This window comes from Streptomyces sp. NPDC024687, assembly GCF_055559055.1.
This window is the reverse complement of record NZ_JBVHLJ010000002.1, coordinates 581,229-604,351: the sequence shown is the minus strand read 5'-3', so window position 1 is coordinate 604,351 and position 23,123 is coordinate 581,229. Positions and strand designations below refer to the sequence as shown.

General features: G+C 71.2%; 20 protein-coding genes. 11 read left to right on the top strand and 9 right to left on the bottom strand.

Features of this window, described 5'->3' with window-relative positions; genetic code table 11:
- The first annotated feature begins 35 nt into the window (after positions 1–35).
- Together ACZ39I_RS09145 and ACZ39I_RS09140 are read left to right on the top strand one after the other, a co-directional pair.
- Positions 36–1,082 (top strand): glycosyl hydrolase 53 family protein, encoded by a 1,047-nt coding sequence (locus ACZ39I_RS09145; RefSeq protein WP_467243802.1) that lies wholly within the window; start codon positions 36–38, stop codon positions 1,080–1,082.
- Positions 1,083–1,096: 14 nt separating this feature from the next.
- On the top strand, positions 1,097–2,437 hold the full coding sequence (locus ACZ39I_RS09140; RefSeq protein ID WP_467243801.1) for a right-handed parallel beta-helix repeat-containing protein: 1,341 nt from the start codon (positions 1,097–1,099) through the stop codon (positions 2,435–2,437).
- A 23-nt stretch (positions 2,438–2,460) separates the two neighbouring features.
- Here ACZ39I_RS09140 and ACZ39I_RS09135 read toward each other — a convergent pair whose 3' ends face one another.
- Positions 2,461–4,515, bottom strand: a complete 2,055-nt coding sequence (locus tag ACZ39I_RS09135; protein WP_467243800.1) for an acyltransferase — start codon at positions 4,513–4,515, stop codon at positions 2,461–2,463.
- Positions 4,516–4,648: 133 nt separating this feature from the next.
- Between ACZ39I_RS09135 and ACZ39I_RS09130 the strand changes: the two genes are divergently transcribed.
- Positions 4,649–5,311 (top strand): NUDIX domain-containing protein, encoded by a 663-nt coding sequence (locus tag ACZ39I_RS09130; RefSeq protein ID WP_467243799.1) that lies wholly within the window; start codon positions 4,649–4,651, stop codon positions 5,309–5,311.
- 104 nt (positions 5,312–5,415) lie between these two features.
- Positions 5,416–6,399: an aldo/keto reductase gene (locus tag ACZ39I_RS09125; protein WP_467243798.1), complete on the top strand. Its 984-nt coding sequence runs from the start codon at positions 5,416–5,418 to the stop codon at positions 6,397–6,399.
- Positions 6,400–6,430: 31 nt separating this feature from the next.
- Here the strand turns inward: ACZ39I_RS09125 and ACZ39I_RS09120 are convergent, their stop codons facing one another.
- The 3 genes from ACZ39I_RS09120 to iolC all read right to left on the bottom strand — a co-directional run bounded on the left by ACZ39I_RS09120 (position 6,431) and on the right by iolC (position 10,243).
- Complete coding sequence (locus ACZ39I_RS09120; protein WP_467243797.1) at positions 6,431–7,216, bottom strand: GntR family transcriptional regulator; 786 nt, start codon at positions 7,214–7,216, stop codon at positions 6,431–6,433.
- Between the two features lie 35 nt (positions 7,217–7,251).
- Complete coding sequence (gene iolD, locus ACZ39I_RS09115; RefSeq protein WP_467243796.1) at positions 7,252–9,126, bottom strand: 3D-(3,5/4)-trihydroxycyclohexane-1,2-dione acylhydrolase (decyclizing); 1,875 nt, start codon at positions 9,124–9,126, stop codon at positions 7,252–7,254.
- 139 nt (positions 9,127–9,265) lie between these two features.
- The gene (iolC, locus tag ACZ39I_RS09110; protein WP_467243795.1) at positions 9,266–10,243 is read right to left on the bottom strand and encodes a 5-dehydro-2-deoxygluconokinase; all 978 of its coding nucleotides are present in this window, start codon (positions 10,241–10,243) and stop codon (positions 9,266–9,268) included.
- Positions 10,244–10,500: 257 nt separating this feature from the next.
- Between iolC and ACZ39I_RS09105 the strand changes: the two genes are divergently transcribed.
- The 6 genes from ACZ39I_RS09105 (at position 10,501) to ACZ39I_RS09080 (ending at position 16,486) form a co-directional block, all read left to right on the top strand.
- Positions 10,501–11,520: a sugar ABC transporter substrate-binding protein gene (locus ACZ39I_RS09105; protein WP_467243794.1), complete on the top strand. Its 1,020-nt coding sequence runs from the start codon at positions 10,501–10,503 to the stop codon at positions 11,518–11,520.
- Positions 11,520–12,599 carry an ABC transporter permease gene (locus ACZ39I_RS09100; protein ID WP_467243793.1) on the top strand — a complete coding sequence of 360 codons (1,080 nt, stop codon included), beginning with the start codon at positions 11,520–11,522 and terminating at the stop codon, positions 12,597–12,599. The genes ACZ39I_RS09105 and ACZ39I_RS09100 overlap by 1 nt, the downstream gene beginning before the upstream one ends.
- 7 nt (positions 12,600–12,606) lie before the next feature.
- Positions 12,607–13,524, top strand: coding sequence for an ATP-binding cassette domain-containing protein (locus ACZ39I_RS09095; protein ID WP_467243792.1), 918 nt, complete (start codon positions 12,607–12,609; stop codon positions 13,522–13,524).
- Position 13,525: 1 nt separating this feature from the next.
- Entirely contained in the window at positions 13,526–14,428 is a 903-nt protein-coding gene (locus ACZ39I_RS09090) for a sugar phosphate isomerase/epimerase family protein (RefSeq protein ID WP_467243791.1), read from the top strand.
- 10 nt (positions 14,429–14,438) lie between these two features.
- On the top strand, positions 14,439–15,458 hold the full coding sequence (locus ACZ39I_RS09085) for a Gfo/Idh/MocA family protein (RefSeq protein ID WP_467243790.1): 1,020 nt from the start codon (positions 14,439–14,441) through the stop codon (positions 15,456–15,458).
- Positions 15,459–15,589: 131 nt separating this feature from the next.
- Entirely contained in the window at positions 15,590–16,486 is an 897-nt protein-coding gene (locus ACZ39I_RS09080; RefSeq protein WP_467243789.1) for a hypothetical protein, read from the top strand.
- Here ACZ39I_RS09080 and ACZ39I_RS09075 read toward each other — a convergent pair.
- From ACZ39I_RS09075 to ACZ39I_RS09055, 5 genes are all read right to left on the bottom strand, one after another.
- A complete protein-coding gene (locus ACZ39I_RS09075; protein WP_467243788.1) occupies positions 16,483–17,484 on the bottom strand; it encodes a Gfo/Idh/MocA family protein in 1,002 nt (333 codons plus the stop codon). The genes ACZ39I_RS09080 and ACZ39I_RS09075 overlap by 4 nt on opposite strands.
- A 46-nt stretch (positions 17,485–17,530) precedes the next feature.
- Positions 17,531–18,802, bottom strand: a complete 1,272-nt coding sequence (locus ACZ39I_RS09070) for a protoporphyrinogen/coproporphyrinogen oxidase (RefSeq protein WP_467243787.1) — start codon at positions 18,800–18,802, stop codon at positions 17,531–17,533.
- A 140-nt stretch (positions 18,803–18,942) separates the two neighbouring features.
- Positions 18,943–19,947 carry a Gfo/Idh/MocA family protein gene (locus ACZ39I_RS09065; protein ID WP_467243786.1) on the bottom strand — a complete coding sequence of 335 codons (1,005 nt, stop codon included), beginning with the start codon at positions 19,945–19,947 and terminating at the stop codon, positions 18,943–18,945.
- 58 nt (positions 19,948–20,005) lie between these two features.
- Entirely contained in the window at positions 20,006–20,782 is a 777-nt protein-coding gene (locus ACZ39I_RS09060) for an SDR family oxidoreductase (protein ID WP_266511042.1), read from the bottom strand.
- A 37-nt stretch (positions 20,783–20,819) separates the two neighbouring features.
- On the bottom strand, positions 20,820–21,986 hold the full coding sequence (locus ACZ39I_RS09055) for a phytanoyl-CoA dioxygenase family protein (RefSeq protein WP_467243785.1): 1,167 nt from the start codon (positions 21,984–21,986) through the stop codon (positions 20,820–20,822).
- A 107-nt stretch (positions 21,987–22,093) separates the two neighbouring features.
- Between ACZ39I_RS09055 and ACZ39I_RS09050 the strand changes: the two genes are divergently transcribed.
- A complete protein-coding gene (locus ACZ39I_RS09050) occupies positions 22,094–23,113 on the top strand; it encodes a LacI family DNA-binding transcriptional regulator (protein ID WP_467244365.1) in 1,020 nt (339 codons plus the stop codon).
- Positions 23,114–23,123: the final 10 nt, after the last annotated feature.

Sequence of the window (23,123 nt, the reverse complement as noted above, 5' to 3'; positions counted from 1 at the left end):
CGCGGTCCGGATCCGATGAACCGAGGAACCCCCACATGACCGACACCGAACGAACCGGCCCCTCCGGCTTACCGCGGCGCACCCTCCTGCTCGGCGCGGCCGCCGGCGCCGGCGCGCTCGCCCTGGGCGCGGGCCCCCTGGCGACCCCCGCGCAGGCCGCGACCTTCGTCAAGGGCGCCGACGTCAGCTGGCTGCCGCAGATGGAGGCGCAGGGCTACTACTGGAACAACAGCGCCGGAGTGCGCCAGGACCTGTTCACGATCCTCAAGGGGTACGGCATCACCGCGGTGAGCCTGCGCACCTGGGTCAACCCCTCCAGCGATCCGGCCAACGGGCACTGCTCCATCGAGGAGACCGCCCAACTCGCGCAGCGGGCCAAGAACGCCGGCATGCAGGTCCTCGTCGGCTTCCACTTCGGCGACACCTGGAACTCGGTCGGGGTGCAGAACCCGCCGGCGGCCTGGGCGGGCATGACCTACAGCCAGATGCTCGACGCCATGTACGACTACGTGTACCACTCGTGCAACGTCATCAAGAGCCATGGCGTCACCCCGGCCTGGGTGAAGATCGGCAACGAGACCAACTCCGGTATCTGCAAACCGGTCGGCAGCGTCACGCGGCCGGCTCAGATGACGGGCCTGCTGAACGCGGCGTACGACATGTCCAAGCAGGTCTTCCCGAGCACACCGGTGCTGGTGCACCTCGCCCAGCCGCAGAACCTGGCGAGCGTCCAGAACTTCCTCAATGCGTACCGGGACAACGGCGGAAGGTGGGACATCACCGGCCTGTCCTCGTACGCGCAGGGCGGCAACGTGCCCGCCGTGCTGGCCAACATGCAGACCATCCAGTCCACTTACGGCAAGCCGGTCATGCAGGTCGAGTACGGCGGACCGGTCGGCAAGCCCACGCAGGTGCGCGACTCGCTGAAGGCGTTCGTCACGGGGCTGCAGGGCTTCGGCGGTCTCGGCACCTTCTTCTGGGAGCCCGAGGGCTATCCGTCGTTCAACGGCTACAACAGCTCGGCCTGGGACGAGAGCACACGGCGCCCCACGGCGGCCCTGGACGGATTCCTCAACGGATGAACCTGGAGTCAACGATGAGTTCTGCCCAGCTTGTGGGGCGGGCGCTGCTGATCTCGGCGGTCGCCCTGAGCCCCCTCACGATCCCGGCCGGTTCGGGGGCCGTGAGCAGCGCGGCGGCCGTGACCACCTATTACGTCTCCCCGAACGGCAGCGACAGCGCGGCAGGGACGCAGGCCGCCCCCTGGGCGTCGATCGCCCACGCGCAGGCCGTCGCCCAGCCCGGCGACACCGTGTACTTCCGGGGCGGCACCTACCGCTACACCCGCGCCAACAGCGACTGCACGAGCCAGACGGCCAGAGTCGACGCCATCACCCTGAACAAGAGCGGCAGTTCGGGCAGCCCGATCCGCTACTGGGCCTCTCCGGGGGAGAAGCCGGTCTTCGACTTCTCCGGGATGACGGACGACTGCCGCATCAAGGGCTTCGACGTCACCGGCAGCTGGATCCACCTCAAGGGCCTCGAGGTCACCGGCGTACGACAGAACAACAAGCTGAACCACGAGTCCTGGGGCATCTGGATCTCGGGCAGCGACAACACCTTCGAGCAGATCAACACCCACCACCACATGGGACCCGGCCTGTTCCTCCAGAACGGCGGCGGCAACCTCGTCCTCAACTCCGACTCGCACGACAACTACGACACCAACTCCTCCAACGGGGCGGGAGAGAACGCCGACGGGTTCGGCGCGCACATCTCGGCGGGCCGCCCCGGCAACGTGTTCCGGGGCTGCCGCGCGTGGTGGAACGCCGACGACGGCTTCGACCTCATCAGCGCCTACTCGTCGGTGACCATCGAGAACTCGTGGGCGTGGCGCAATGGCTACATGCCGGGCACGACCACCGCGGCCGGCAACGGCACCGGCTTCAAGGCGGGCGGCTACGGCGGTGACTACGACGCCGGGGCCGTCAAGCACACCGTGCGCACGTCGGTGGCGTTCCTCAACCGGGCGTCCGGCTTCTACGCCAACCACCACCCGGTCGCCAACGACTACTTCAACAACACGGGGTACGGCAATCACCCCGACTTCAACATGCTGGGCGTCGACGCGGCCGGCGCCGCCGTCGGCCGGGGCAACCTGCGCAACAACCTCGCGTACACCGGCACGCTGACATCGAACATGACCGGCACGAGCGCCGCGAACAACTCCTGGAACCTGGGCGTCACCCTGTCGGACGGCCAGTTCCAGAGCGTGTCGACGTCCGGCTGGGACGCGCCCCGCCGGAGCGACGGGAGCTTGCCCGTGCCGCCCGGTCTCCGCCCCAGAGCCGACAGCACCTTGATCGACAAGGGCGTGAACGTCGGACTGCCGTACCGGGGGCAGGCGCCGGACCTCGGAGCGTTCGAGATCTCCTGAGCCGAGGGAGGCCCCCGGTCGGCTCAGCCGAGACCGCCGATTCCCTGTCGGGCCGGTTCGGGGCGGTGGATGCCGCGGGGGCGGTAGCCGAGTTCGTCGGAGCGGCCCAGCAGGTCGGCGAGGTACCAGGTGATGGCCAGCCACATCTCCGTGCCCTGGAGGCCGGGCTCGGGGCCGGGTCCCGCGGCGCCGGGGCCGAAGCCGAGGCCCCGGCCGTCCTGCCAGCGGCGCAGGACCGCGGACAGCTGCCGCTCGGCCCAGTCGCGGATCTCGGCGGAGCGGTAGCCGCCGGCCGCCTTGCCGAGCTGCCGGGTGCACAGCCACAGGGGGTGGGCGACGTCGAGCACATTGCAGGCGTTCTCCCGCCCGGGCCCGAAATGCCGGGTGTCGCGGGCGTGGTCCAGGACCGTGTCCACGACCCGCTGGGGATACGGCACCGGTAGCCCGAACTGCGCGAACGATCCCCGGGTCAGCCGGTAGTAGCCGTTGACCATCTGGAGCCGGCCCTCCTCGGCGGAGGGGCTGCCCCACATCCCGGTCCATGGATCGACCCTGGTCAGCAGCCAGCCGAACAGCGACTCCGGCGTCCCGTTGCCCGCGCCGCCACCGTCGCTGTGCCGCAGGTTCCAATGGGCCGCGGTGGCAAGGCTGTCGACCCAGGCACCGGCGCCCCACGCCCCGGTCCGCCAGGGCAACGCGTCCAGTCGCGCGAGGAGTTGACGCGCAGTCATGTCCCCGGCCCCGCACACCGGATGAGGAAGACCGGTGCCCAGCAGATCGAGGGCGTATCCCACGCACAGCACGTGATAGAGCGCCGCTCCCTCCCCGATGAACCCGTCGGCGTCCGTCACGGGAAGCGGTTCGCCGAACTCCGGCACGAGACCGTTCTTGGGATCCTGGAGCCCGCTCAGCCGCTCGCTGTGCTCTTCGGCGGACAGGTGCTCCGGCACGTCCCCGAGCAGCAGATCGGCGATCTCCACGGCATCGCAGTGGGCCCGCACGGTAGGCGCGACACCGGGCCGGTCGACGTATCGCCCACCGTCCCAGCAACGGTCGAGCAGCTCGCCGGCCTGGGCCCGCGCGATGCCGGCGAAGGCGGCCAGATCACCATCGCCGAGTCCGAGTCCGAGTCCGAGTCCGAGTCCGAGTCCGAGTCCGAGTCCGAGTCCGGGTCCGGGTCCGGGTCCGGCGCCGGACACAGGCGTACGGCCGCCTCCTGGCCGCGCCCCCGCCAGACCCACCGCTGCCCCTGCGCTCCCGACCGTGGGAGCCTCCGTGTCCTTCGCCGCCGGGCGGGTCGTAGCCGTGGGGCCGCCGTCGGGCCGTATCGCTGCCCCTGGCGCCGCGGCCTCCACCGCTGCGTCCACCACCCCCGCCTTCCGCCGGTCCCGCAGTGCCCGCGCCGGATCGTTCTCGGTCGGCGTCCCTGGTCCGGGAGGGGGGCCGGTCTCCGACCCGGTCGTAGTTGTGGGGCCACCAGCCGACCGTAGCTCGGCCCGTCCCGTCGCCGGCTCCCGGCGGTCCCGCAGCACGCGTGCCGGATTGCCCGCGGCCACCGACCATGCCGGGAGATCTCGGGTGACCACCGCTCCCGCCCCGATCACGCAGTGGTCGCCGATGGTCACGCCGTCCACGACGATCACGTGTGAGCCGATCCAGACGTCGTCCCCGACCCGGATGCCGCGGCTGGTGAGCGGCTGGCGGAAGACGGGCCGGTCGGGGGCCATGGAGTGGTTGAAGCCGAGCAGCGAGGTGTGGGCGCCGATGCGGACGCCGTCGCCGAGAACGACGTTCCCGCGCACCGTGGTGAACGGGTTGAGCGTGCAGTCCGAGCCGGTGGTCAGCTCGTCGGTGACATAGGCGTGCGCGGCGATGTACGAGTCGTCGCCGAGCCGCAGCCGGTCCGGGAACACCGCCGCGGACTCGGCGACGTAGCACCGCTCACCGATCCCGGTGTCGCCGCCGATCCCCTCCTGCACCTCCCGCTGTGCGGCCCGCTGTTCCGCGGTCGCCTCGTCGGCGAAGAGCCAGGGGCAGTGGTCGAAGTGCCGTAGGGACGGCTGCCGCGGATGATCCATACGAGCACGCTAAGCACCGTGCGGCCCGCCGGGGAAGGGGTGCCGCACGGGACGTGGCCCGCGCCGGAATGGTAGAAGCGGTCATGACCAACTCGCACTTCTCCCGCTCCTCCACCCGCCCGGCGGGTCTCCGATGACCGAGGGCGCCGACATCCCCGACCGCCGGGGCCGCACCGGGCTCGACCGCACCGGCCTCGATCTGACCGGCAACCCGCGCGTCAAGGTCCGGGAGGTGAAACTGCTGTCCAGCCACTGGTACGTCGAGCGGGCCACGACCTTCGACCTCCAGCGCGCCGACGGCACCTGGTGCACCCAGCAGCGCGAGACCCACGACCGCGGCAACGGCGCCACCATGCTGCTGTACGACACGGAACGCGAAACCGTCCTGCTCACCCGCCAGTTCCGCTTCCCGGTGTATGTCAACGGCCACCCCGACGGGCTGCTGATCGAGACCCCCGGCGGTCTGCTCGACGACGATGACGAGCACCCCGAGCTCGCCGTACGGCGCGAGGTCGTCGAGGAGACCGGCCACACCATCGGCGAGGTCCGCCACGTCTTCGACGTCTACATGAGCCCCGGCTCGGTCACCGAGCGCGTCAGCTTCTATGCCGCCGAGTACGCCTCGTCGACCCGTACCCACGAGGGCGGGGGCCTCCACGAGGAGGGCGAGGACATCGAGATCCTCGAACTGCCCTTCCGCAGGGCCCTGGAGATGATCCGTACCGGGGAGATCGCCGACGCCAAGACGATCATGTTGCTCCAATGGGCGGCGCTGGAGGGGCCGTTCGCCAAGTGAGCCCGTTCGCCAAGTGAGCACGCCGGCCCTTGACTTGAAGTGCGCTTCAAGATGAAGACTCCCGTGTGTGCCCCGAAGACGGGTACACACGGGAGGGAATCACCATGAAGTACCGCACCATCGGCACCGACCCGGCGACCCGCCGCGAGGTCAGTGTCCTCGCGCTCGGCACGATGCTGTTCGGTTCCCGGACCGACGAGGAGACCTCCTTCGCCGTCCTGGACCGCTATGCCGAGGCCGGCGGCACCTTCATCGACACGTCCGACAACTACGCCTTCTGGGAGGACGGCGGCCAGGGCGGCCAGAGCGAGGAACTGCTGGGCCGCTGGCGGCGCAGCCGCGGCGTCGGCGACGAGATCGTCATCGCCACGAAGCTCGGCGCCCGCCCCCTGGCCCCCGGCACGAGCTACCTCGACAACGCGGAGGGCCTGTCGGCCAAGGTGATCCGCGAGTCCGCGGAACGCAGCCGGGAACGCCTCGGCGTGGCCAAGCTGGATCTCCTCTACGCGCACATAGAGGACCACAGGGTCCCGCTCCAGGAGACGGTGGAGGGGTTCGCCGAACTGGTCGCCGAGGGCACGGTGGGCCTGCTGGGCGTGAGCAACCACGCGGTGTGGCGGGTGGAACGGGCCCGGGCCCTCGCGGCAGCGGCCGGCCTTCCCGGCTACGAGGTCCTCCAGTACGCCCACAGCCATCTGCGCCCCCGCACCGACATACCCGACGACCTCTTCCCCGACGGCAGCCTCGGCCACGCGGGCGCGGACCTGCTGAGTTACGTGCGCGCCGAGCCCGCCCTCACCCTGGTCGCGTACTCACCCCTCCTGAAGGGCGCCTACACCCACCCGGACCGCCTCCCCGCGGACTTCGACCACCCGGGCACCCCGCCCCGACTGCGGGCCCTGGCCGAGGTGGCGAAGGAGACGGGCGCCACCGTCAACCAGGTGGTCCTGTCCTGGCAGATCCGCTCGGACCTCCCGATCGTCCCGCTCGCGGGAGTCTCCTCCCTGGCACAGCTGGAGGAGAACCTGGAGGCGGTGGATCTGGAGCTGACAGGGGAGCAGCGGGCGCGGCTGGACGGGGCGCACTGAGTCGGCCGCAGCTGAGGTCCGGCCCCCTGTGTCAGGGCCTGACGAGCAGCTGGAAGTCGAACGTGTACCGCGACGCCCGGTAGATGTGGCTGCCGTACTCGACCCTGCGGCCGGTGTCGTCGTAGGCCGTGCGCTGCATGGTCAGGACCGCCGCGCCCTCCTCCTCGTCGAGGCGGGCGGCCTCCTCGGCGGTGGCCGAGCGGGCGCCGATGGTCTGGCGGGCGCTGTGGAGGGTGACGCCGGCGGTGCGCAGCATGCGGTAGAGGCCGGTGGACTCCAGGCGGGCGTCGTCGAGGTCGAGGAGGTCGGTGGGCAGGTGGTTGCAGAGCAGGGCCACCGGTTGGCCGTGGGTCAGGCGCAGGCGCTCCAGTACCGTGACCGCGCTGCCCTCCGGGAGGGACAGGGCGGCCGCCACGTCGGCGGAGGCCGGCACGGTCTCGTGGCGAACGACACGCGTCGCCGGACCCTGCCCGGCCGCCTCCAGGTCGTCGTAGAGGCTGCTGAGTTCCAGGGGGCGCTTGACCTGGCTGTGCACCACCTGCGTGCCCACCCCGCGCCGGCGGACCAGCAGGCCCTTCTCCACCAGGGTCTGGATGGCCTGGCGGACCGTCGGACGGGACAGGCCGAGGCGGATCGAGAGGTCGATCTCGTTGCCCAGGAGGTTTCCCGGGGCGAGCTTCCCGTGCTCGATCGCCTCCTCCAGCTGCCGGGCGAGCTGGTAGTACAGCGGCACCGGACTGCCCCGGTCCAGGGCGAAGTCCAGGCAGTCGAGCGCGGGCGCGGTCGCGGCACGAGACGTGGCGCCGGGTTTCGCCATGGAGATACCTCCCTCAAAGGGTCGGGGGCGGGACGTCACAGGTGGGTGCGGCGAGCGGCCGCCTGACGGTCGTACTCCGTCCGCGCCCGCACGGCGGCCTCGCGCGACGCCGTCTGCGCCACCGGCACGTCCCACCAGGCCTCCGCCGGGGGAGCGGTCGGGGTCGCGGTGTCCGTCTCGACGTAGACGCAGGTCGGGCGGTCCGAGGAGCGGGCCGTGGCCAGGGCCTCCCGCAGCTCCCGTACGGTCTTGGCGCGCAGGACGTCCATGCCGAGGCTCGCCGCGTTGGCCGCCAGGTCGACCGGGAGCGGGGCCCCGCTGAAGGTGCCGTCGGCGGCGCGGTAGCGGTAGGCCGTGCCGAACCGTTCGCCGCCCACCGACTCCGACAGGCCGCCGATGGAGGCGTAGCCATGGTTCTGGATGAGGACCAGGTTGATCGGCAGGCCCTCCTGGACCGCGGTGACCAGCTCCGTCGGCATCATCAGGTACGTGCCGTCGCCGACCAGCGCCCACACCGGGGTGTCCGGGGTCGCCTGCTGGACACCGATCGCCGCCGGGATCTCGTAGCCCATGCAGGAGTAGCCGTACTCCAGGTGGTACTGGCGCGGGCTGCGGGCCCGCCACAGCTTGTGCAGGTCGCCGGGGAGCGAGCCCGCCGCGTTGATCACCACGTCCTCGTCGCCGACGACCGCGTCCAGCGCGCCCAGCAGCTGGGTCTGGGTCGGCACCGCGCTCTCGTCCGCGGCCTCGAAGGCCCGGGTCACGACCTGCTCCCAGCGGTCCTTGCCCGTGCCGTACTCGGCCTCGTAGGCCGCGAGCACGCGGTGGCCCTCCAGCGCCGACGTGAGCGCCTCCAGACCCGCTCGCGCATCGCACACGACCGTCCGCGCGGCCAGCTTGTGGGCGTCGAAGGCGGTGATGTTGAGGTTGAGGAAGCGGACGTCCGGGTTCTGGAAGAGGGTGCCGGAGGCGGTGGTGAAGTCGGAGTAGCGGGTGCCCACGCCGATGACCAGGTCCGCGGTGCGCGCGAGGTCGTCGGCGACCGCCGTGCCGGTGTGGCCGATGCCGCCCACGTCGGCGGGATGGTCGTGGCGCAGGGAGCCCTTGCCCGCCTGGGTCGAGGCGACCGGGATGCCGGTGGCGTCCACCAGGGCCTTCAGCGCCTCCTCGGCCTCACTGTGGTGGACTCCGCCGCCCGCCACGATCAGGGGGCGATCGGCGGACCGGATCGCCCTGACCGCCTCCGCCAGCTCCACCGGGTCCGGCGCGGGCCGTCGTACCCGCCACACCCGCTCGGCGAAGAACTCCTCCGGCCAGTCGTAGGCCTCCGCCTGCACGTCCTGGGGGAGGGCGAGGGTGACCGCGCCCGTCTCGGCCGGGTCGGCGAGAACCCGCATGGCCTGGAGGGCGGAGGGGATCAGAGCCTCGGGGCGGTGGACGCGGTCGAAGTAGCGGGACACCGGGCGCAGGGTGTCGTTCACCGACACGTCCGCCTCCGTGGGGTGCTCCAGCTGCTGGAGGAGCGGGTCGGCGGCGCGGGTGGCGAAGTAGTCGCCGGGCAGGAGCAGGACCGGGAGGCGGTTGATCGTCGCCAGGGCCGCGCCGGTGACCAGGTTCGTGGCGCCCGGACCGATCGACGTGGTGACCGCCTGGGCCGACAGGCGGTTGAGCTGGCGGGCGTGGCCGACGGCCGCGTGGACCATCGCCTGCTCGTTGCGGCCCTGGTGGAAGGGCATCGCTCCCTCGCCCGCCTCCAGGAGGGCCTGCCCGATGCCCGCCACGTTGCCGTGGCCGAAGATGCCCCAGGTCCCGGCGATCAGCCGGTGCCGTACGCCGTCCCGCTCCGTGTACTGGACGGACAGGAACCGGACCAGGGCTTGGGCGACGGTCAGGCGGGTGGTGGTGCTCATCAGAACTTCTCCGGTGCGGTGTAGAGGGAGCGGCGGTGTTCATCGAGGCGGTGCTCGTCGTGCCGGTGGGGAGGGAGCAAGGACCGGTTGCCGCCGGGTGCCGGGATCGTCGTACGGCAGCCCCGTGGCCCGTACGCGGTCACGACGGGACGCCGTTCAGGAGGCCGTCGACCTCCGCCTGCGTCGGCATCGCGGAGGAGCAGGCTAGGCGGGCGGCGACATGGGCACCGGCCGCGTTGGCGTACTGCACGGTCCTCTCCAGTTCCCAGCCGGACAGCAGGCCGTGGCAGAGCGAGCCGCCGAAGGCGTCACCCGCGCCGAGACCGTTGACCACCTCGACCGGGATCGGCGGGACCTCGGCCGAGGTGCCGTCCCGGTGCACGGCGAGGACACCCTTCGGGCCCTGCTTCACCACGGCGAGCTCCACGCCGGCCTCCAGCAGCGCCTCGGCGCACGCCCGGGGTTCGCGGACTCCGGTGGCGATCTCGCACGCGTCGAGGTTGCCGATCGCGACCGTCGCGTGCCGCAGGGCCTCGGCGTAGTACGGGCGGGCCTCGTCGGGGTCCGCCCAGGCCGTGCCGCTCCACAGCTCGGGCCGCCAGTCGAGGTCGAAGACCGTGGTGCCCGCCCGGTCGCGGCACTTCAACGCGGCGAGCGTGGCCGAGCGGCTCGGTTCCTCGCTCAGACCGGTGCCGGTGATCCAGAAGATCCGGGCCGCGCGGATGGCGAAGTAGTCGAGCTCGTCGGTGTGTATCCGCAGGTCAGGTGCCGTTCGATGGCGGTAGGAGTACAGCGGGAAGTCGTCCGGCGGGAAGAGCTCGCAGAAAGTGACCGGGGTCGGACAGGCCTCCACCGGTGTCACCCAGCGGTTGTCGACGCCGAGATCCGTGAGGGTCCGGTGCAGATACGTACCGAAGGGGTCGGCTCCGGTGCGGGTGATGACCGCGGTGGAGCGGCCGAGCCGGGCGGCGGCGACCGCGACGTTGGCGGCCGACCCCCCGAGGAACTTCCCGAAGGACCGGACCTGCGCCAGCGGCACCCCGGACTGCTGCGGGTAGAGATCAACTCCGATCCGGCCCATACTGATCACGTCGAACTGCTGGACTGGCTCGACCATGCGCGACGCTCCTCGATCCGGACTGGGGATGCGAGGCCCTCCGGGCCCGTTGCATCCCAGGTGTAGGGCTCGAAGGGCGACGCTGTCAATAGTTTGTACTTACATTCGGACCTGATCGTGAAATGATGTCTTAACAAAGTATTGACAGCGGCCGCGCCAGGGGAGTTGGATCCCGTCCCAACGCAAGTTGGCGCGTTTTCGTAGATCCCGCCCCCTTTCCCGACGTTCCCCCGTCGCACAGTGAGGTGCAAGGAAAGATGGACCGCTCTTCTCTCTCCCGTTCGCGGAGATTCGCTCCCGCCGTGGCCCTGGCTGCGGCCGCGGCCCTGACGCTCGCCGGCTGCTCCAGCAGCTCGGGCGGCAAGAAGTCCGAGGAGAGCGCGGACGGCGCCTCCGCGGGCAAGGCCACCACCCCCCGGATGACCATCGCGCTGGTGACCCACCAGTCGCCCGGCGACACCTTCTGGGACATCGTCCGCAAGGGCGCCCAGGCCGCCGCCGCCAAGGACAACGTCAAGCTGGTCTACTCGGCCGACCCGAGCGCGGCCAGCCAGGCCAACCTGGTCCAGAACGCCATCGACCAGAAGGTCGACGGCATTGCGATCACCCTCGCCAAGCCGGACGCCCTCAAGGACGTCGTGGCCAAGGCGAAGAAGGCAGGCATACCCGTCGTCGGCCTCAACTCCGGTGTCAGCGACTGGCAGAAGCTCGGCCTGATGGAGTTCTTCGGTCAGGACGAGTCCGTGGCCGGCGAGGCACTCGGCAAGCGGCTGAACGAGGCCGGCGCCAAGAGTGCCGTCTGTGTCATCCAGGAGCAGGGCAACATCGGCCTGACCCAGCGCTGCGACGGTGTGAAGAAGACCTTCACCGGCAAGCTGCAGACGCTGAACGTCAACGGCACTGACATGCCGTCCGTGAAGTCGACGATCACCGCCAAGCTCACGCAGGACAAGTCCATCGACTACGTCGTCACCCTCGGTGCGCCCTTCGCGCTGACCGCGGTGCAGTCGGCGTCCGACGCGGGCAGCAAGGCCAAGATCGCCACGTTCGACCTCAACAAGGACCTGACGGGCGCCATCAGCAAGGGCACCATCGAGTTCGCCGTCGACCAGCAGCCCTACCTCCAGGGCTACCTGGCCATCGACTCGCTGTGGCTCTACAAGAACAACGGCAACTACATGGGCGGTGGCGAGCAGCCGGTGCTGACCGGCCCGGCCTTCGTCGACAAGTCCAACGTCGACGCGGTGGCTGCGTTCGCCGCGAAGGGCACCAGGTGATGGGTATGACCCAGCACGCCGAGCCGGCGGTGACGACACCGCCGGCCTCCGGCCCGGGCGAGGTCAAGGACGGCCGGACCGCGGAACGACCGCTCGCGTGGCGTCTGTTGGCGCGTCCGGAGGTCGGTGTGTTCCTGGGTGCGGTGGCGGTGTGGGTGTTCTTCCTGATCGCTGCCCCGCCGGTGCGCGACGGCAGCTCGATGGCGAACATCCTCTACCAGTCGTCGACGATCGGGATCATGGCGTTGCCGGTGGCGCTGCTGATGATCGGCGGGGAGTTCGACCTCTCCTCCGGTGTCGCGGTGATCACCTCGGCGCTGACCGCGTCGATGTTCGCCTTCCAGCTCACCCTGAACGTGTGGGTGGGCATCGTCGTGGCGCTGCTGGTGGCGCTGGCGATCGGGTTCCTCAACGGCTGGCTGGTCGTCAGGACCGGGTTGCCCAGCTTCCTGATCACCCTGGGCACGTTCCTGATCCTGCAGGGCGTGAACCTGGCGGTGACCAAGCTGGTCACCGGCAACGTGGCCACCGACGACATCTCCGACATGGACGGCTTCGACCAGGCCAAGAAGGTCTTCGCATCGTCCTTCGACGTCGGCGGCGTCCAGATCAAGATCACCATCGTGTACTGGCTGATCTTCGCCGCGCTGGCCACCTGGGTGCTGCTGCGCACCAAGTACGGCAACTGGATCTTCGCGGTGGGCGGCAACAAGGACTCCGCCCGGGCCGTGGGCGTCCCCGTGACCTTCACCAAGATCAGCCTGTTCATGCTGGTCGGCTTCGGCGCCTGGTTCGTCGGCATGCACAACCTGTTCTCCTTCAACACCGTGCAGTCCGGCGAGGGCGTCGGCCAAGAACTGATCTACATCTCGGCCGCGGTGATCGGCGGCTGTCTGCTGACCGGCGGCGCGGGCAGCGCGATCGGACCGGTGTTCGGGGCGTTCATGTTCGGCATGGTCCAGCAGGGCATCGTCTACGCCAACTGGAACCCGGACTGGTTCAAGGCCTTCCTCGGCGTGATGCTGCTGGGCGCCGTCATGATCAATCTGTGGGTCAGCCGCACCGCGACCCGGAGGTAACCGCACTATGACCACTGAAGAGACCGGCCCGCACGGCGCGATCCTCGCCGACACCCCCGAGACCGCCCCCGGCGGTGACGGCGGGGCGATCGTCGAGCTGCGCGACGCGGGCAAGTCCTACGGCAACATCCGCGCCCTGCACGGGGTGAACCTGACGGTCCATCCCGGCCAGGTCACCTGCGTGCTCGGCGACAACGGGGCCGGCAAGTCCACCCTGATCAAAATCATCTCCGGGCTGCACCAGCACACCGAGGGCGACTTCCTCGTCGACAACACCCCGGTGCGCTTCAGCACCCCGCGCGAGGCCCTCGACAAGGGCATCGCGACCGTCTACCAGGACCTGGCCGTGGTCCCGCTGATGCCGGTGTGGCGCAACTTCTTCCTCGGCTCCGAGATGACCAAGGGCCCCTGGCCGATCCGGCGTCTGGACATCGAGAAGATGAAGCAGACCGCCGACCACGAGCTGCGCGAGATGGGCATCGTCCTGGACGACCTCGAACAGCCCATCGGCACCCTCTCCGGCGGCCAGCGCCAGTGCGTGGCCATCGCCCGCGCCGTCTACTTCGGCGCCCGCGTCCTGATCCTGGACGAGCCCACCGCAGCCCTGGGCGTCAAGCAGTCCGGCGTCGTCCTCAAGTACGTGGCCGCCGCCCGCGACCGCGGTCTCGGGGTCATCTTCATCACCCACAACCCGCACCACGCCTACATGGTCGGCGACCACTTCAGCGTGCTGCGCCTGGGCACCATGGAACTGTCCGCTCCCCGCGAGCGGATCACCCTGGAGGAGCTGACCAACCACATGGCCGGCGGTGCCGAACTCGCCGCGCTCAAGCACGAGTTGTCCCAGGTCCGCGGTGTCGACACCGAAGCCCTCCCCGAGGAGGACGACCTCACCGCGGCCACCGCCGGCGAGGGGAAGGCCTGAGATGGCGGCCCCGCTCGACCGTATCCGCGTCGGTTCGGCCCCGGACTCCTGGGGCGTCTGGTTCCCCGACGACCCGGTCCAGGTGCCGTGGGAACGCTTCCTGGACGAGGTCGCCGAGGCAGGCTACTCCTGGATCGAGCTGGGGCCGTACGGCTATCTCCCCACCGACCCGGCCCGCCTCACCGACGAGATCGCCCGGCGCGACCTCAAGGTCTCGGCGGGCACGGTCTTCACCGGTCTGCACCGCGGCCCCTCGGTATGGGAGCCGACCTGGGAGCACGTCAGCCAGGTCGCCGCGCTCACCCAGGCCGTCGGCGCCCGGCACCTCGTCGTCATCCCGTCCTTCTGGCGCGACGACAGGACCGCCGAGCTCCTGGAGCCGCCCGAGCTGACCCACGAGCAGTGGGCGCACCTCACCAAGGGCATGGAACGGCTGGGCCACGAGGTGAAGGAGGTGTACGGGCTCGACCTCGTCGTCCACCCGCACGCCGATACCCACCTCGACACCGAGGACCACGTCGAGCACTTCCTGGACTCGACGGACTCCGAGCTCGTCAACCTCTGCCTGGACACGGGGCACTACGCCTACTGCGGCGGGGACAGCGTCAAGCTCATCGAGACGTACGGCGAGCGCATCGGCTATCTGCACCTCAAGCAGGTCGACCCGGAGGTCCTCGCGGACGTCGTCAGGGGCGGGGTGCCGTTCGGTCCGGCCGTCCAGCGCGGGGTGATGTGCGAACCGCCGTCCGGCGTACCGGAGTTGGAGCCGGTGCTGGTGGCCGCGCAGAAGCTCGGTGTGGAACTGTTCGCCATCGTCGAGCAGGACATGTACCCGTGCGAGCCGGACAAGCCGCTGCCGATCGCGGCGCGCACCCGTAAGTTCCTGAGGTCCTGCGGCGCCTGAAGGGATGACCATGACCGAGCGAGCCACGCTGGGCGTCGCCGTCATCGGCACCGGCAAGATGGGCGCCGACCACGTCCGCCGTCTCCACGAGGTCGTCAGCGGCGCCCGGGTGAGCGCCGTCGTGGACCTCGACACGGACCGCGCCAAGCAGATCGCCGCCCGCGTCGAAGGCTGCACCGCCTACACCGACCCGGCCTCCGCGATGGCGGCGGCCGACGTGGACGCCGTGCTGATCGCCTCACCGGGGCCCGCTCACGAGGCGGCACTTCTCCAGGCATTCGAGCACGACCTGCCGGTGCTGTGCGAGAAGCCGCTCACTCCCGACGCGGCCTCGGCACTGCGCGTCATGGAGGCCGAGCTGAGACTGGGGCGGCGGCGGGCCCAGGTGGGCTTCATGCGGCGCTACGACGCCGAGTACATGAAGCTCAAGTCCCTTTTGGGAACGGGCCAGTTGGGGCGGCCGCTCATGCTGCACAACCGGCACCGCAACGCCGCGAGCCCGCCCTTCTTCACCAGCTCCATGCTGATCAGCGACTCCGTGGCCCACGAGGCCGACGTGACCCGCTGGCTGCTCGGACACGAGATCACGGCGGTCACCGTCATGCGCCCGTCCCCGTCGGCGAACGCTCCCGACGACCTCCAGGACCCCCAGTTCGTCGTGTTCGAGACCGACGGCGGCGCCCTCTCCGACGTGGAGATCTTCGTCAACTGCGGCTTCGGCTACCAGGTCCAGGCCGAGGCGGTCTGCGAACGCGGCACCGCCCGCGTCGGCGACGGCCACGCCATGGTCACCAACATGGCAGGGCGCTGGGGTGGCACCATCGCCCAGGACTTCGTCGAACGCTTCGCCGACGCCTACGACCGTGAGGTCCAGGCCTGGGTCGACGCCACCCGCCGCGGCGAGGTCACCGGCCCCGGCGTGTGGGACGGCTACGCGGCGGCCGCGGTGTGCGAGGCGGGCGTACGGTCGCTGAACGAGGGCGGCCGGGTGCCGGTGGAACTCGTGGAACGGCCCGCGCTGTACGGATGACTCCGTGCTGTGCGGGGGAGTTCGGCGAAGTTCCCCCGTGCTCGCTACGTACTCGGTGAATCGCGGCCTCGGCGTGAGCCCCTGTGCGACCATGGCGCGGCTGTCCTCGGCGGGGCGGCGAGGGGGTGCGCATGGGACTCGTACGGATACTGCTGCCGTTGCCGCGCGCGGCGGCCCGGCTGGCGCCGGAGAGGGGCGGACCGTTGCTCGGGGCGGCACTGTCGCACTGCGTCACGCCCTCCTGGGCGGGGCTGCGGTCGCCGTCGGCCGCGCGGCGGCTCGCCTGGGCCGACGAGGCGGTCGCGGTCTACCGCGCGACGGCCGATGAGGACGGTCTCGGGCGCGCCCTCGCGCTGCGTGCCCACGCGTTGCTGCTGTCCGGCCGCCACGAGGAGGCGTACGCTGCCGCAGCCGGCGTGCCGGACCAGGAGTCGCCGGCGCTGAGCGCCTTCCTGGGGGACGTGCGGGCACAGGCGCTCGCGGGCACCGGCCGGGCCGAGGAGGCCGTGTCGGTGGCCCACGCGAGCGTGGAGGCGTACCGCGCGTTGTCCGCCCCCGACCGCAGGGACCGCGCGCTCGGAAGCCTGTCCGGGGCGCTGCGCACCTACGGAATGCTGCTCGCCGCGGTCGGCCGCAGCGAGGAGTCCGTGGCCGTCTACGAGGAGTGTGCCGCGCTCCTCGCCGCCATGTCACTGCGGGAGTTGGCGCACGTCGAGCTGGTGCGGCCGCAGGTGCTCTCCGAACTGGTCGGTGTACTGCGGGCGTTGGGCCGGTACGAGGACGCGCTGGGCGTGGGTCCCGAGGCCCGGGCGGCGCTTCGGGGGCCACTCGCGTGGGCCGCCCCCGAGATCGTCCTGCCGCTGCGGGTACGGCTCCTGGTCGACCTCGCCCGCTGCCACAGCGCCACAGGCGACCCGGCCGAGGCCGGCGCGTACGCCGTGGAGGCGGTGGCCGAGGCCCGCAAGCCGCACGGCGCGGGCGAGTTGACCTCGGCACTGGACTGCCTGGCCGAGCTGCGCGACAGCTAGGACACGCGCGGCCGCGGCTCGAACCCGGCCGCCCGGTAGGCGGCGTCGATCAAGGTCATCGTCGACAGCGCGTCGTCCGCGTCCAGCGGCAGCGGCGCACCCCCGCGCACCCGGTCCGCGAACGCCTCCAGCTGGTAGGTGTACGACGACCGGGTGCCGAGCCGTTCGGTGCGCTCGCCGTCGGCCGTGCGCACCACGACCCGGTCGTCCGTGTGCGGCAGCACGAAGTTCGGCGCCCGGACTTCCCCCTGCGAACCGATGATCCGGCAGCTCATCTCCAGCCGGTCGTACGCCATGTGGCAACGCGCCGACCCGGTCGCACCGCCCGGGAAGGCCAGATCGGCGTCCAGCCACTCGTCGACACCCGGAGCGCCCGCCCTCTCCCTACCCCGCGCGGACACCAGGCGCGGGGCGCCGCCCGCCCAGGGGGCCAGCATGCGCAGCGCGTGCAGGCTGTAGCAGCCGAGGTCCATCACCGCCCCGCCGGCCAGCGGCAGCGACCAGCGGGGATCGCCGTCCGGTGGCGCCTGGATCGCGACCATGGTCTCGACGTGCCGCAGCTCCCCGATCTCCCCGCTCGCGAGGATCTCGTGGAGGCGCCGGGTGACCGGGTGGAACAGGTAGTGGAAGGCCTCCATGAAGACCGTCCCGGCCTTCGCGGCCGCCTCCCACACCTCCGCGGCCTCCTCGGCGTTGCTCGCCGACGGCTTCTCGCTCAGCACATGCTTGCCGGCGGCGAGCGCCGCGAGGTTCCACGGCCCGTGCAGCCCGTTGGCGAGCGGGTTGTAGACGGCCTCCACCTCGGGGTCGGCGATCAGTTCGGCGTACGACCCCGCCACCCGCTCCACACCGTGCTCGGCCGCGTAGGCCTCGGCGCGGGCCCGGTCGCGGGCGGCCACCGCCACGACCCGGTGGCCGGTCGCCCGGGCCGGGCCGATCAGCGAGGCCCCGCTGATCCGCCCGGCTCCCAGGACTCCGATGCGCAGCGGTTCGCTCATGTCTGCCGTTCCTCCTCGATCGTGGCAGGGCCGTGATCCTGCCGGGTCAGTGTGCCCCGGTGGGCGGGAAGTGGCGGCGCGCGAGGTCCTGGGCGTGGGCCACGGCGCACTCGACGAGCTCGAAGGCGGGTAGTCCGCCGACGTAGTAGGTGCGGTTGCGGCCCTGCAGCGCGTCGAGCCGGTCCAGCGCGCCGTCCATGAGGTCGGCGCTGCCGAAGTGGGGCATGAACGCCCACTCCCGCTGGAGATGCACCTCGGTGAGGCGCCCGCCGAGCGTCTCGATGTCCTCCCGCAGCAGCGCGGTGACGTCACCGGGGCGGTCGTAGGAGTAGAAGGTCCGCACCTCGCTGCCGGGGTAGCGGTGGTGGTACGACACACAGTGGCCGGCCGTCTCGCGGCTCGCGGTGTGGGCGGCCAGGAAGTAGAAGGCGTCCCCCGGGAGCCCGGACGCGGCGGCGAGGGTGGTGTGGTAGGCATTGCCGCGGATCCGTGCCGCGAGGTCGCGCTCCTCGTCGGTGGCGTCCAGGACCGGCAGGACACGGTCCGGCGCGACCGCGATCACCACGTCGTCCGCCTCGACCGGGTCCGAGTCGGTGCGCACCCGCACCCCGTCCCCGCGGCGTTCCACCGACGTCACGCGCACTCCGCACCGCACGTCCTTCAGCTCTTCCGCGACCCGGCGCCACAGCGTGGCGAACCCGCCCACGAGGGTGAAGTCGCCGCGGTGGCCGAGGAGTTCGCGGCCCGGGTCCAGCAGCCCGGTCATCTCCGCGTACTTCACGAAGTACAGCGCGGGAATGCCGTCGTCGAGATGGCCGTACCCGGCGGCCGTGTACCCGGTGCCGAAGGACTCGGCCATCGAGTCGAGACCGTGGTCGGCGATCCACCGGGCGACGGGGGCGGCGAGCGCTCGCGCGGAGTGGGCGAGCCCGGGCTCGCCGATGCGGGGGAACTCCCTCTCGCGCAGGGCCCGGTAGCGCTCCAGGGAGCCGTCGCGCAGGAACGCCATCGGCTGCCGCAGGGCACGTCCCCCGGCGTCCAGGACGCGATAGCGGCTGGTGCGCTCCGTCTCCACGTCCAGTTCGGTCAGCAACTGCGCGATCCGTTCGTACCTGTTGGTGCAGATGTGACCGCCGAGGTCGAAGGCGTGCCCGTCGACGTGCACGCTCTGGCACTTCCCGGCCACCGTGTCCTGCTCCTCCAGCACGGTCACCCGGTGTCCGGCGCGCTCCAGTTCACGGGCGACGGCCAGGCCGCTCGGTCCCGCACCGACGACGGCCACGGTTCGGGGGCCTGCGGTCTCGCGTAACTCCTGCATGCTCGTGACTCCTGGGTCGGTCGGACGTGGGAGGCTCTCATGGTCGTACGGAGAGATCACGTGACCGTAAACGGGCGTCGCGGGCGCAGCGTTCACCCCCGGGTGTCCCGGGCACGGGCGCCCGGGACACGGCGGCGGGCTCAGGCGGAGCGGACCTCGGCGATCGTCACCGGGCGGTGCTCGTGCAGGGACAGCGTGCACGCCTCGGCGATCCAGCCGGCCTCCAGGGCGTCCGCGATGGTGCACGGGGAGGGCCGGGTGCCGGCCACGACCTCGGTGAACGCGGTGAGTTCGGCGCGGTAGGCCGCGGTGAAGCGGTCCATGAAGAAGTCGTGCGGGGTACCCGCGGGGAAGGTCACACCGGGCTCGACCGAGCGCAGCGGGAGCTTGTCCTCCAGGCCGACGGCGATGGAGTCCGTGAAGCCGTGGATCTCCATGCGGACGTCGTAACCCCGGGCGTTGTGGCGGGAGTTGGAGATCACCGCGATGGTGCCGTCGTCGAGGGTGAGGATCGCGCCGGTGGTGTCGGCGTCGCCCGCCTCCTTGATGTAGTCGGCGCCCCGGTTGCCGCCGACGGCGTACACCTCGACGACTTCGCGGCCGGTGACCCAGCGGATGATGTCGAAGTCGTGCACCGAGCAGTCCCGGAAGATGCCCCCGGAGGCGGCGACGTACGCGGCCGGCGGCGGGGCCGGGTCGAGGGTGGTGGAGCGCACGGTGTGCAGCTTGCCCAGCTCACCGCTCTGCACGGCGGCCCGCGCGTTGACGAAACCGGTGTCGAAGCGGCGGTTGTAGCCGATCTGGATCGGTACGTCGCTGCCCTGGACGGCCCTGAGGACCGCGACGCCGTCGCTCATGTGCTTGGCGACGGGCTTCTCGCAGAAGACGGGGATGCCGGCCTCGACGCCGGCCAGGATCAGCCCGGGGTGGGCGTCCGTCGCCGCCGCGACCACGATGCCGTCCACGCCGGAGGCCAGCAGAGCCTCGGGCGAGTCCACGACCTCACCGCCGAACCGCTCCGCGGCGGACTTGGCGGCCTCCGCGAAGGGGTCGGTGAGCACGAGTGACTCGACCGCGTCGAGTCCGGAGAGGGTCTCGGCGTGGAAGGCGCCGATACGGCCGAGGCCGAGGATTCCGATACGCATGAGGGTGCAGCTCCTTGAGGGTGTTTCTTGCGAGCGGTGTTTCTCGGGGGCGAAACGGTCAGTCGAGGCCGCCCAGGACGTTCTGGTCCCAGTCGATCACCGATCCGGTGACCACGCCCGAGCGGTCGGACAGCAGGAGGACCACGAAGTCGGCGATCTCGTCCGGCTGGCCGAGCTTGCCCATGGGGAGTTTGGCGGCGGCCTCCTCACGCCAGTCGTCACCGGCGCCGTGGAAGGTCTTCTGGGTGGCGTCCTCGCCCTCGGTCGCCGTCCAGCCGATGTTCAGGCCGTTGATCCGCACCCGGTCCCAGCGGTGGGCGTGCGCCGCGTTGCGGGTCAGGCCGATCAGGCCCGCCTTCGCGGCCACGTAGGGCGCGAGGAACGGCTGCCCGCCGTGCGCCGAGGACGTGATGATGTTGACGACCGTGCCGGGTGCCTTGCGGCCGACCATGTCCGCCACCGCCGCCTGCATCGCGAAGAACGGCGCCTTCAGGTTGATCGCGATGTGCTGGTCGAACAGCTCGGGCGTGGTGTCGAGGAGCGTGCCCCGGGAGGTGAGCCCGGCGGAGTTCACCAGGCAGTCGACCCGGCCGTACGCCTCGACGACCCGGGTGACGGATGCCCTGGCCTGCTCGGCGTCGGCGAGGTCGGCGCGGACGAACAGCGCCTTGCCGCCGGCCGCCTCCAGCTCCGCCACCAGCGCCGCACCGGGCTCCGGGCGCCGGCCGGTGACGGCCACGACCGCGCCCTCGCGGACGGCGGCCCGGGCGATGGCGGCACCGACGCCCTGGCTGCCGCCGTTGACGAGGACGACCTTGTCGTCGAGAAGTCCCATGAATGTGCCAGTACCTTTCAGTTCGTGCGGCGCCGAGTCAGCTCGTGCGCCGCTCGGCGCCCGCCCGCAGTTCGTCCCGGAGCGTCCGCGCGGTCCAGCCCTCGGCGAGGGCCCGTCGTACGAGGTCCGCCTGGGAGGGCGGGGCGAGCCCGTCGACCGGTGGGTCGCTGTCGAGGTTGGTGGGGAAGGGGTAGCCCTCGGCGCTCGCGGCGATCACGTTGTCCAGCCACTCGGCGTCGGCACCGTCCGCCTTGCGGCGCAGCAGCGCCGGGTAGACGGCGTTCGACACCGCCTCCCGGTCCACGGTCTCCATGGCACGCCCGAAGGCCGACGACACCTGCAGGAGGTTGGCCATGCGTCGCACGTCGGTGGTGCGGTTGGTCCCGGCCGCGTGGAACAGCGCCGGGTTGAAGAAGACGGCGTCGCCCTTCGCGAGCGGCAACTGGACGTGGTGCTCCTTGAAGTAGGCCTGGAACTCCGGCCGCCGCCACGCCAGATACCCGGGCTCGAACAGCTGCGAGAACGGCAGGTACAGGGTCGGCCCCGACTCCACCGGCATGTCGCAGTGCGCGACGGCGCCCTGGAGCGTGAGCACGGGCGAGAGCCGGTGCACGTGCGCCGGATAGGCCGCGGCGACCTCGTCGGAGAGGAAGCCGAGGTGGTAGTCGCGGTGCACGGTCTGCGCGAGGCCGCCCGGGTTGACCACGTTGACCTGCGAGGTGACCTGGTAGCCGGGGCCGAGCCAGGCCTCGGACACCAGGGCGACGACGGGGTTGGCGTAGTAGTCGGCGAACGCGGCCGGGTCGTAGAGGGCGGCCTTCTCCAGCGCGTTCCACACCCGCTCGTTGGCGCCGGGCTTGGCGAAGTGGTCGCCCGCGGTGGTGCCCGCCGCGTACTGCTCGCGGATCAGCGAGTCGAAGACCTCGGTGAACCGGTCCACGACCGCGTGATCGGGGAACGCCCCCTGGAAGACGACGACCCCGGGGCCGTCGGCCAGGGCTCGCACCAGCTCCTCCTGGACCTCCCTGCGGCCCTTGGCACCGAGGACGCGCTCGGTGTCGTACAGCAGGACGTTCCGCTCCACGACTGCGGCGTTCGGGTAGTCGGCGGGGTCGGCCGTCCGCTCGACGAGCGCGCGGAACGAGTCGAGGTCGCAGTCCTGCTCGGACAGCCAGGCACGGCGGTGTACGGCGGTGAAGGACATCGGCGTCCTCTCGGTGACAGGGGCGACTCAGCGCTGCCATTCTTGTCATGACAAAGCCGTCGAACAACCAGCAGGCAGCCATCAAAAACCCCTCAAGGAGCACACGCGTGGGCCACCCCTATCCGATCCGGGAGATCGCACGTCAGGCGGGGCTGAGCGAGGCCACCGTCGACCGGGTCCTGAACGGCAGGGGAGGGGTCCGGGAGAACACCGCCCGCGAGGTCCGTCAGGCGATCACCGACCTGGACCGGCAGCGCACCCAGGTCCGGCTGGTCGGCCGCACCTTCATGATCGACATAGTGATGCAGACGCCGGAGCGCTTCTCAACGGCCGTGCGTGCCGCCCTGGAGGCCGAGCTGCCCGCGCTGCACCCCGCGGTCCTGCGCTCCCGCTTCCACTTCCGTGAGACCGGGCCGGTGGCGGAACTGACGAAGACCCTCGACCGGATAGTCCGGCGCGGCTCCCAGGGAGTGATCCTCAAGGCTCCCGACGTCCCCGAGGTCACGGCCGCGGTCGGCCGGCTCGCGGAGGCGGGCATCCCCGTGGTCACCCTCGTCACCGACCTGCCCTCCACGGCCCGCCTCGCCTACGTCGGCATCGACAACCGGGCGGCGGGAGCGACCGCCGCCTACCTCATGGGCCAGTGGCTCGGCGACCGCCCCGGCAACGTCCTCACCAGCCTCAGCAGCGGCTTCTTCCGCAACGAGGAGGAGCGCGAGATGGGCTTCCGCAGCGCCATGCGCACCCGGCACCCGGAGCGGGCGGTGGTGGAGATCGCCGAGGGCCAGGGCCTGGACGCCACGCAGTACGACCTCGTCCGGGCCGCGCTGGAGCGGGATCCGCAGATCCGGGCGGTCTACTCGATCGGCGGCGGCAACATCGCCACGCTCAGGGCCTTCGAGGACCTGGGCAGGGAGTGCGCGGTGTTCGTGGCCCACGACCTCGACCACGACAACGACCGGCTGCTGCGCGAACACCGCCTGTCGGCGGTCCTCCACCACGACCTGCGGCAGGACATGCGGGAGGCGTGCCACATCGTGATGCGGGCGCACGGGGCGCTGCCGCCTGCGGGGCCGACGACACCTTCGGCGATACAGGTGGTCACGCCGTACAACATGCCGTACTGAAGGGGCTCCT

Coding starts and splice junctions, on each gene's coding strand:
- ACZ39I_RS09145 (WP_467243802.1), top strand. CDS start 36: ATGACCGACACCGAACGAACCGGCCCCTCCGGCTTACCGCGGCGCACC.
- ACZ39I_RS09140 (WP_467243801.1), top strand. CDS start 1,097: ATGAGTTCTGCCCAGCTTGTGGGGCGGGCGCTGCTGATCTCGGCGGTC.
- ACZ39I_RS09135 (WP_467243800.1), bottom strand. CDS start 4,515: ATGGATCATCCGCGGCAGCCGTCCCTACGGCACTTCGACCACTGCCCC.
- ACZ39I_RS09130 (WP_467243799.1), top strand. CDS start 4,649: ATGACCGAGGGCGCCGACATCCCCGACCGCCGGGGCCGCACCGGGCTC.
- ACZ39I_RS09125 (WP_467243798.1), top strand. CDS start 5,416: ATGAAGTACCGCACCATCGGCACCGACCCGGCGACCCGCCGCGAGGTC.
- ACZ39I_RS09120 (WP_467243797.1), bottom strand. CDS start 7,216: ATGGCGAAACCCGGCGCCACGTCTCGTGCCGCGACCGCGCCCGCGCTC.
- iolD (WP_467243796.1), bottom strand. CDS start 9,126: ATGAGCACCACCACCCGCCTGACCGTCGCCCAAGCCCTGGTCCGGTTC.
- iolC (WP_467243795.1), bottom strand. CDS start 10,243: ATGGTCGAGCCAGTCCAGCAGTTCGACGTGATCAGTATGGGCCGGATC.
- ACZ39I_RS09105 (WP_467243794.1), top strand. CDS start 10,501: ATGGACCGCTCTTCTCTCTCCCGTTCGCGGAGATTCGCTCCCGCCGTG.
- ACZ39I_RS09100 (WP_467243793.1), top strand. CDS start 11,520: ATGGGTATGACCCAGCACGCCGAGCCGGCGGTGACGACACCGCCGGCC.
- ACZ39I_RS09095 (WP_467243792.1), top strand. CDS start 12,607: ATGACCACTGAAGAGACCGGCCCGCACGGCGCGATCCTCGCCGACACC.
- ACZ39I_RS09090 (WP_467243791.1), top strand. CDS start 13,526: ATGGCGGCCCCGCTCGACCGTATCCGCGTCGGTTCGGCCCCGGACTCC.
- ACZ39I_RS09085 (WP_467243790.1), top strand. CDS start 14,439: ATGACCGAGCGAGCCACGCTGGGCGTCGCCGTCATCGGCACCGGCAAG.
- ACZ39I_RS09080 (WP_467243789.1), top strand. CDS start 15,590: ATGGGACTCGTACGGATACTGCTGCCGTTGCCGCGCGCGGCGGCCCGG.
- ACZ39I_RS09075 (WP_467243788.1), bottom strand. CDS start 17,484: ATGAGCGAACCGCTGCGCATCGGAGTCCTGGGAGCCGGGCGGATCAGC.
- ACZ39I_RS09070 (WP_467243787.1), bottom strand. CDS start 18,802: ATGCAGGAGTTACGCGAGACCGCAGGCCCCCGAACCGTGGCCGTCGTC.
- ACZ39I_RS09065 (WP_467243786.1), bottom strand. CDS start 19,947: ATGCGTATCGGAATCCTCGGCCTCGGCCGTATCGGCGCCTTCCACGCC.
- ACZ39I_RS09060 (WP_266511042.1), bottom strand. CDS start 20,782: ATGGGACTTCTCGACGACAAGGTCGTCCTCGTCAACGGCGGCAGCCAG.
- ACZ39I_RS09055 (WP_467243785.1), bottom strand. CDS start 21,986: ATGTCCTTCACCGCCGTACACCGCCGTGCCTGGCTGTCCGAGCAGGAC.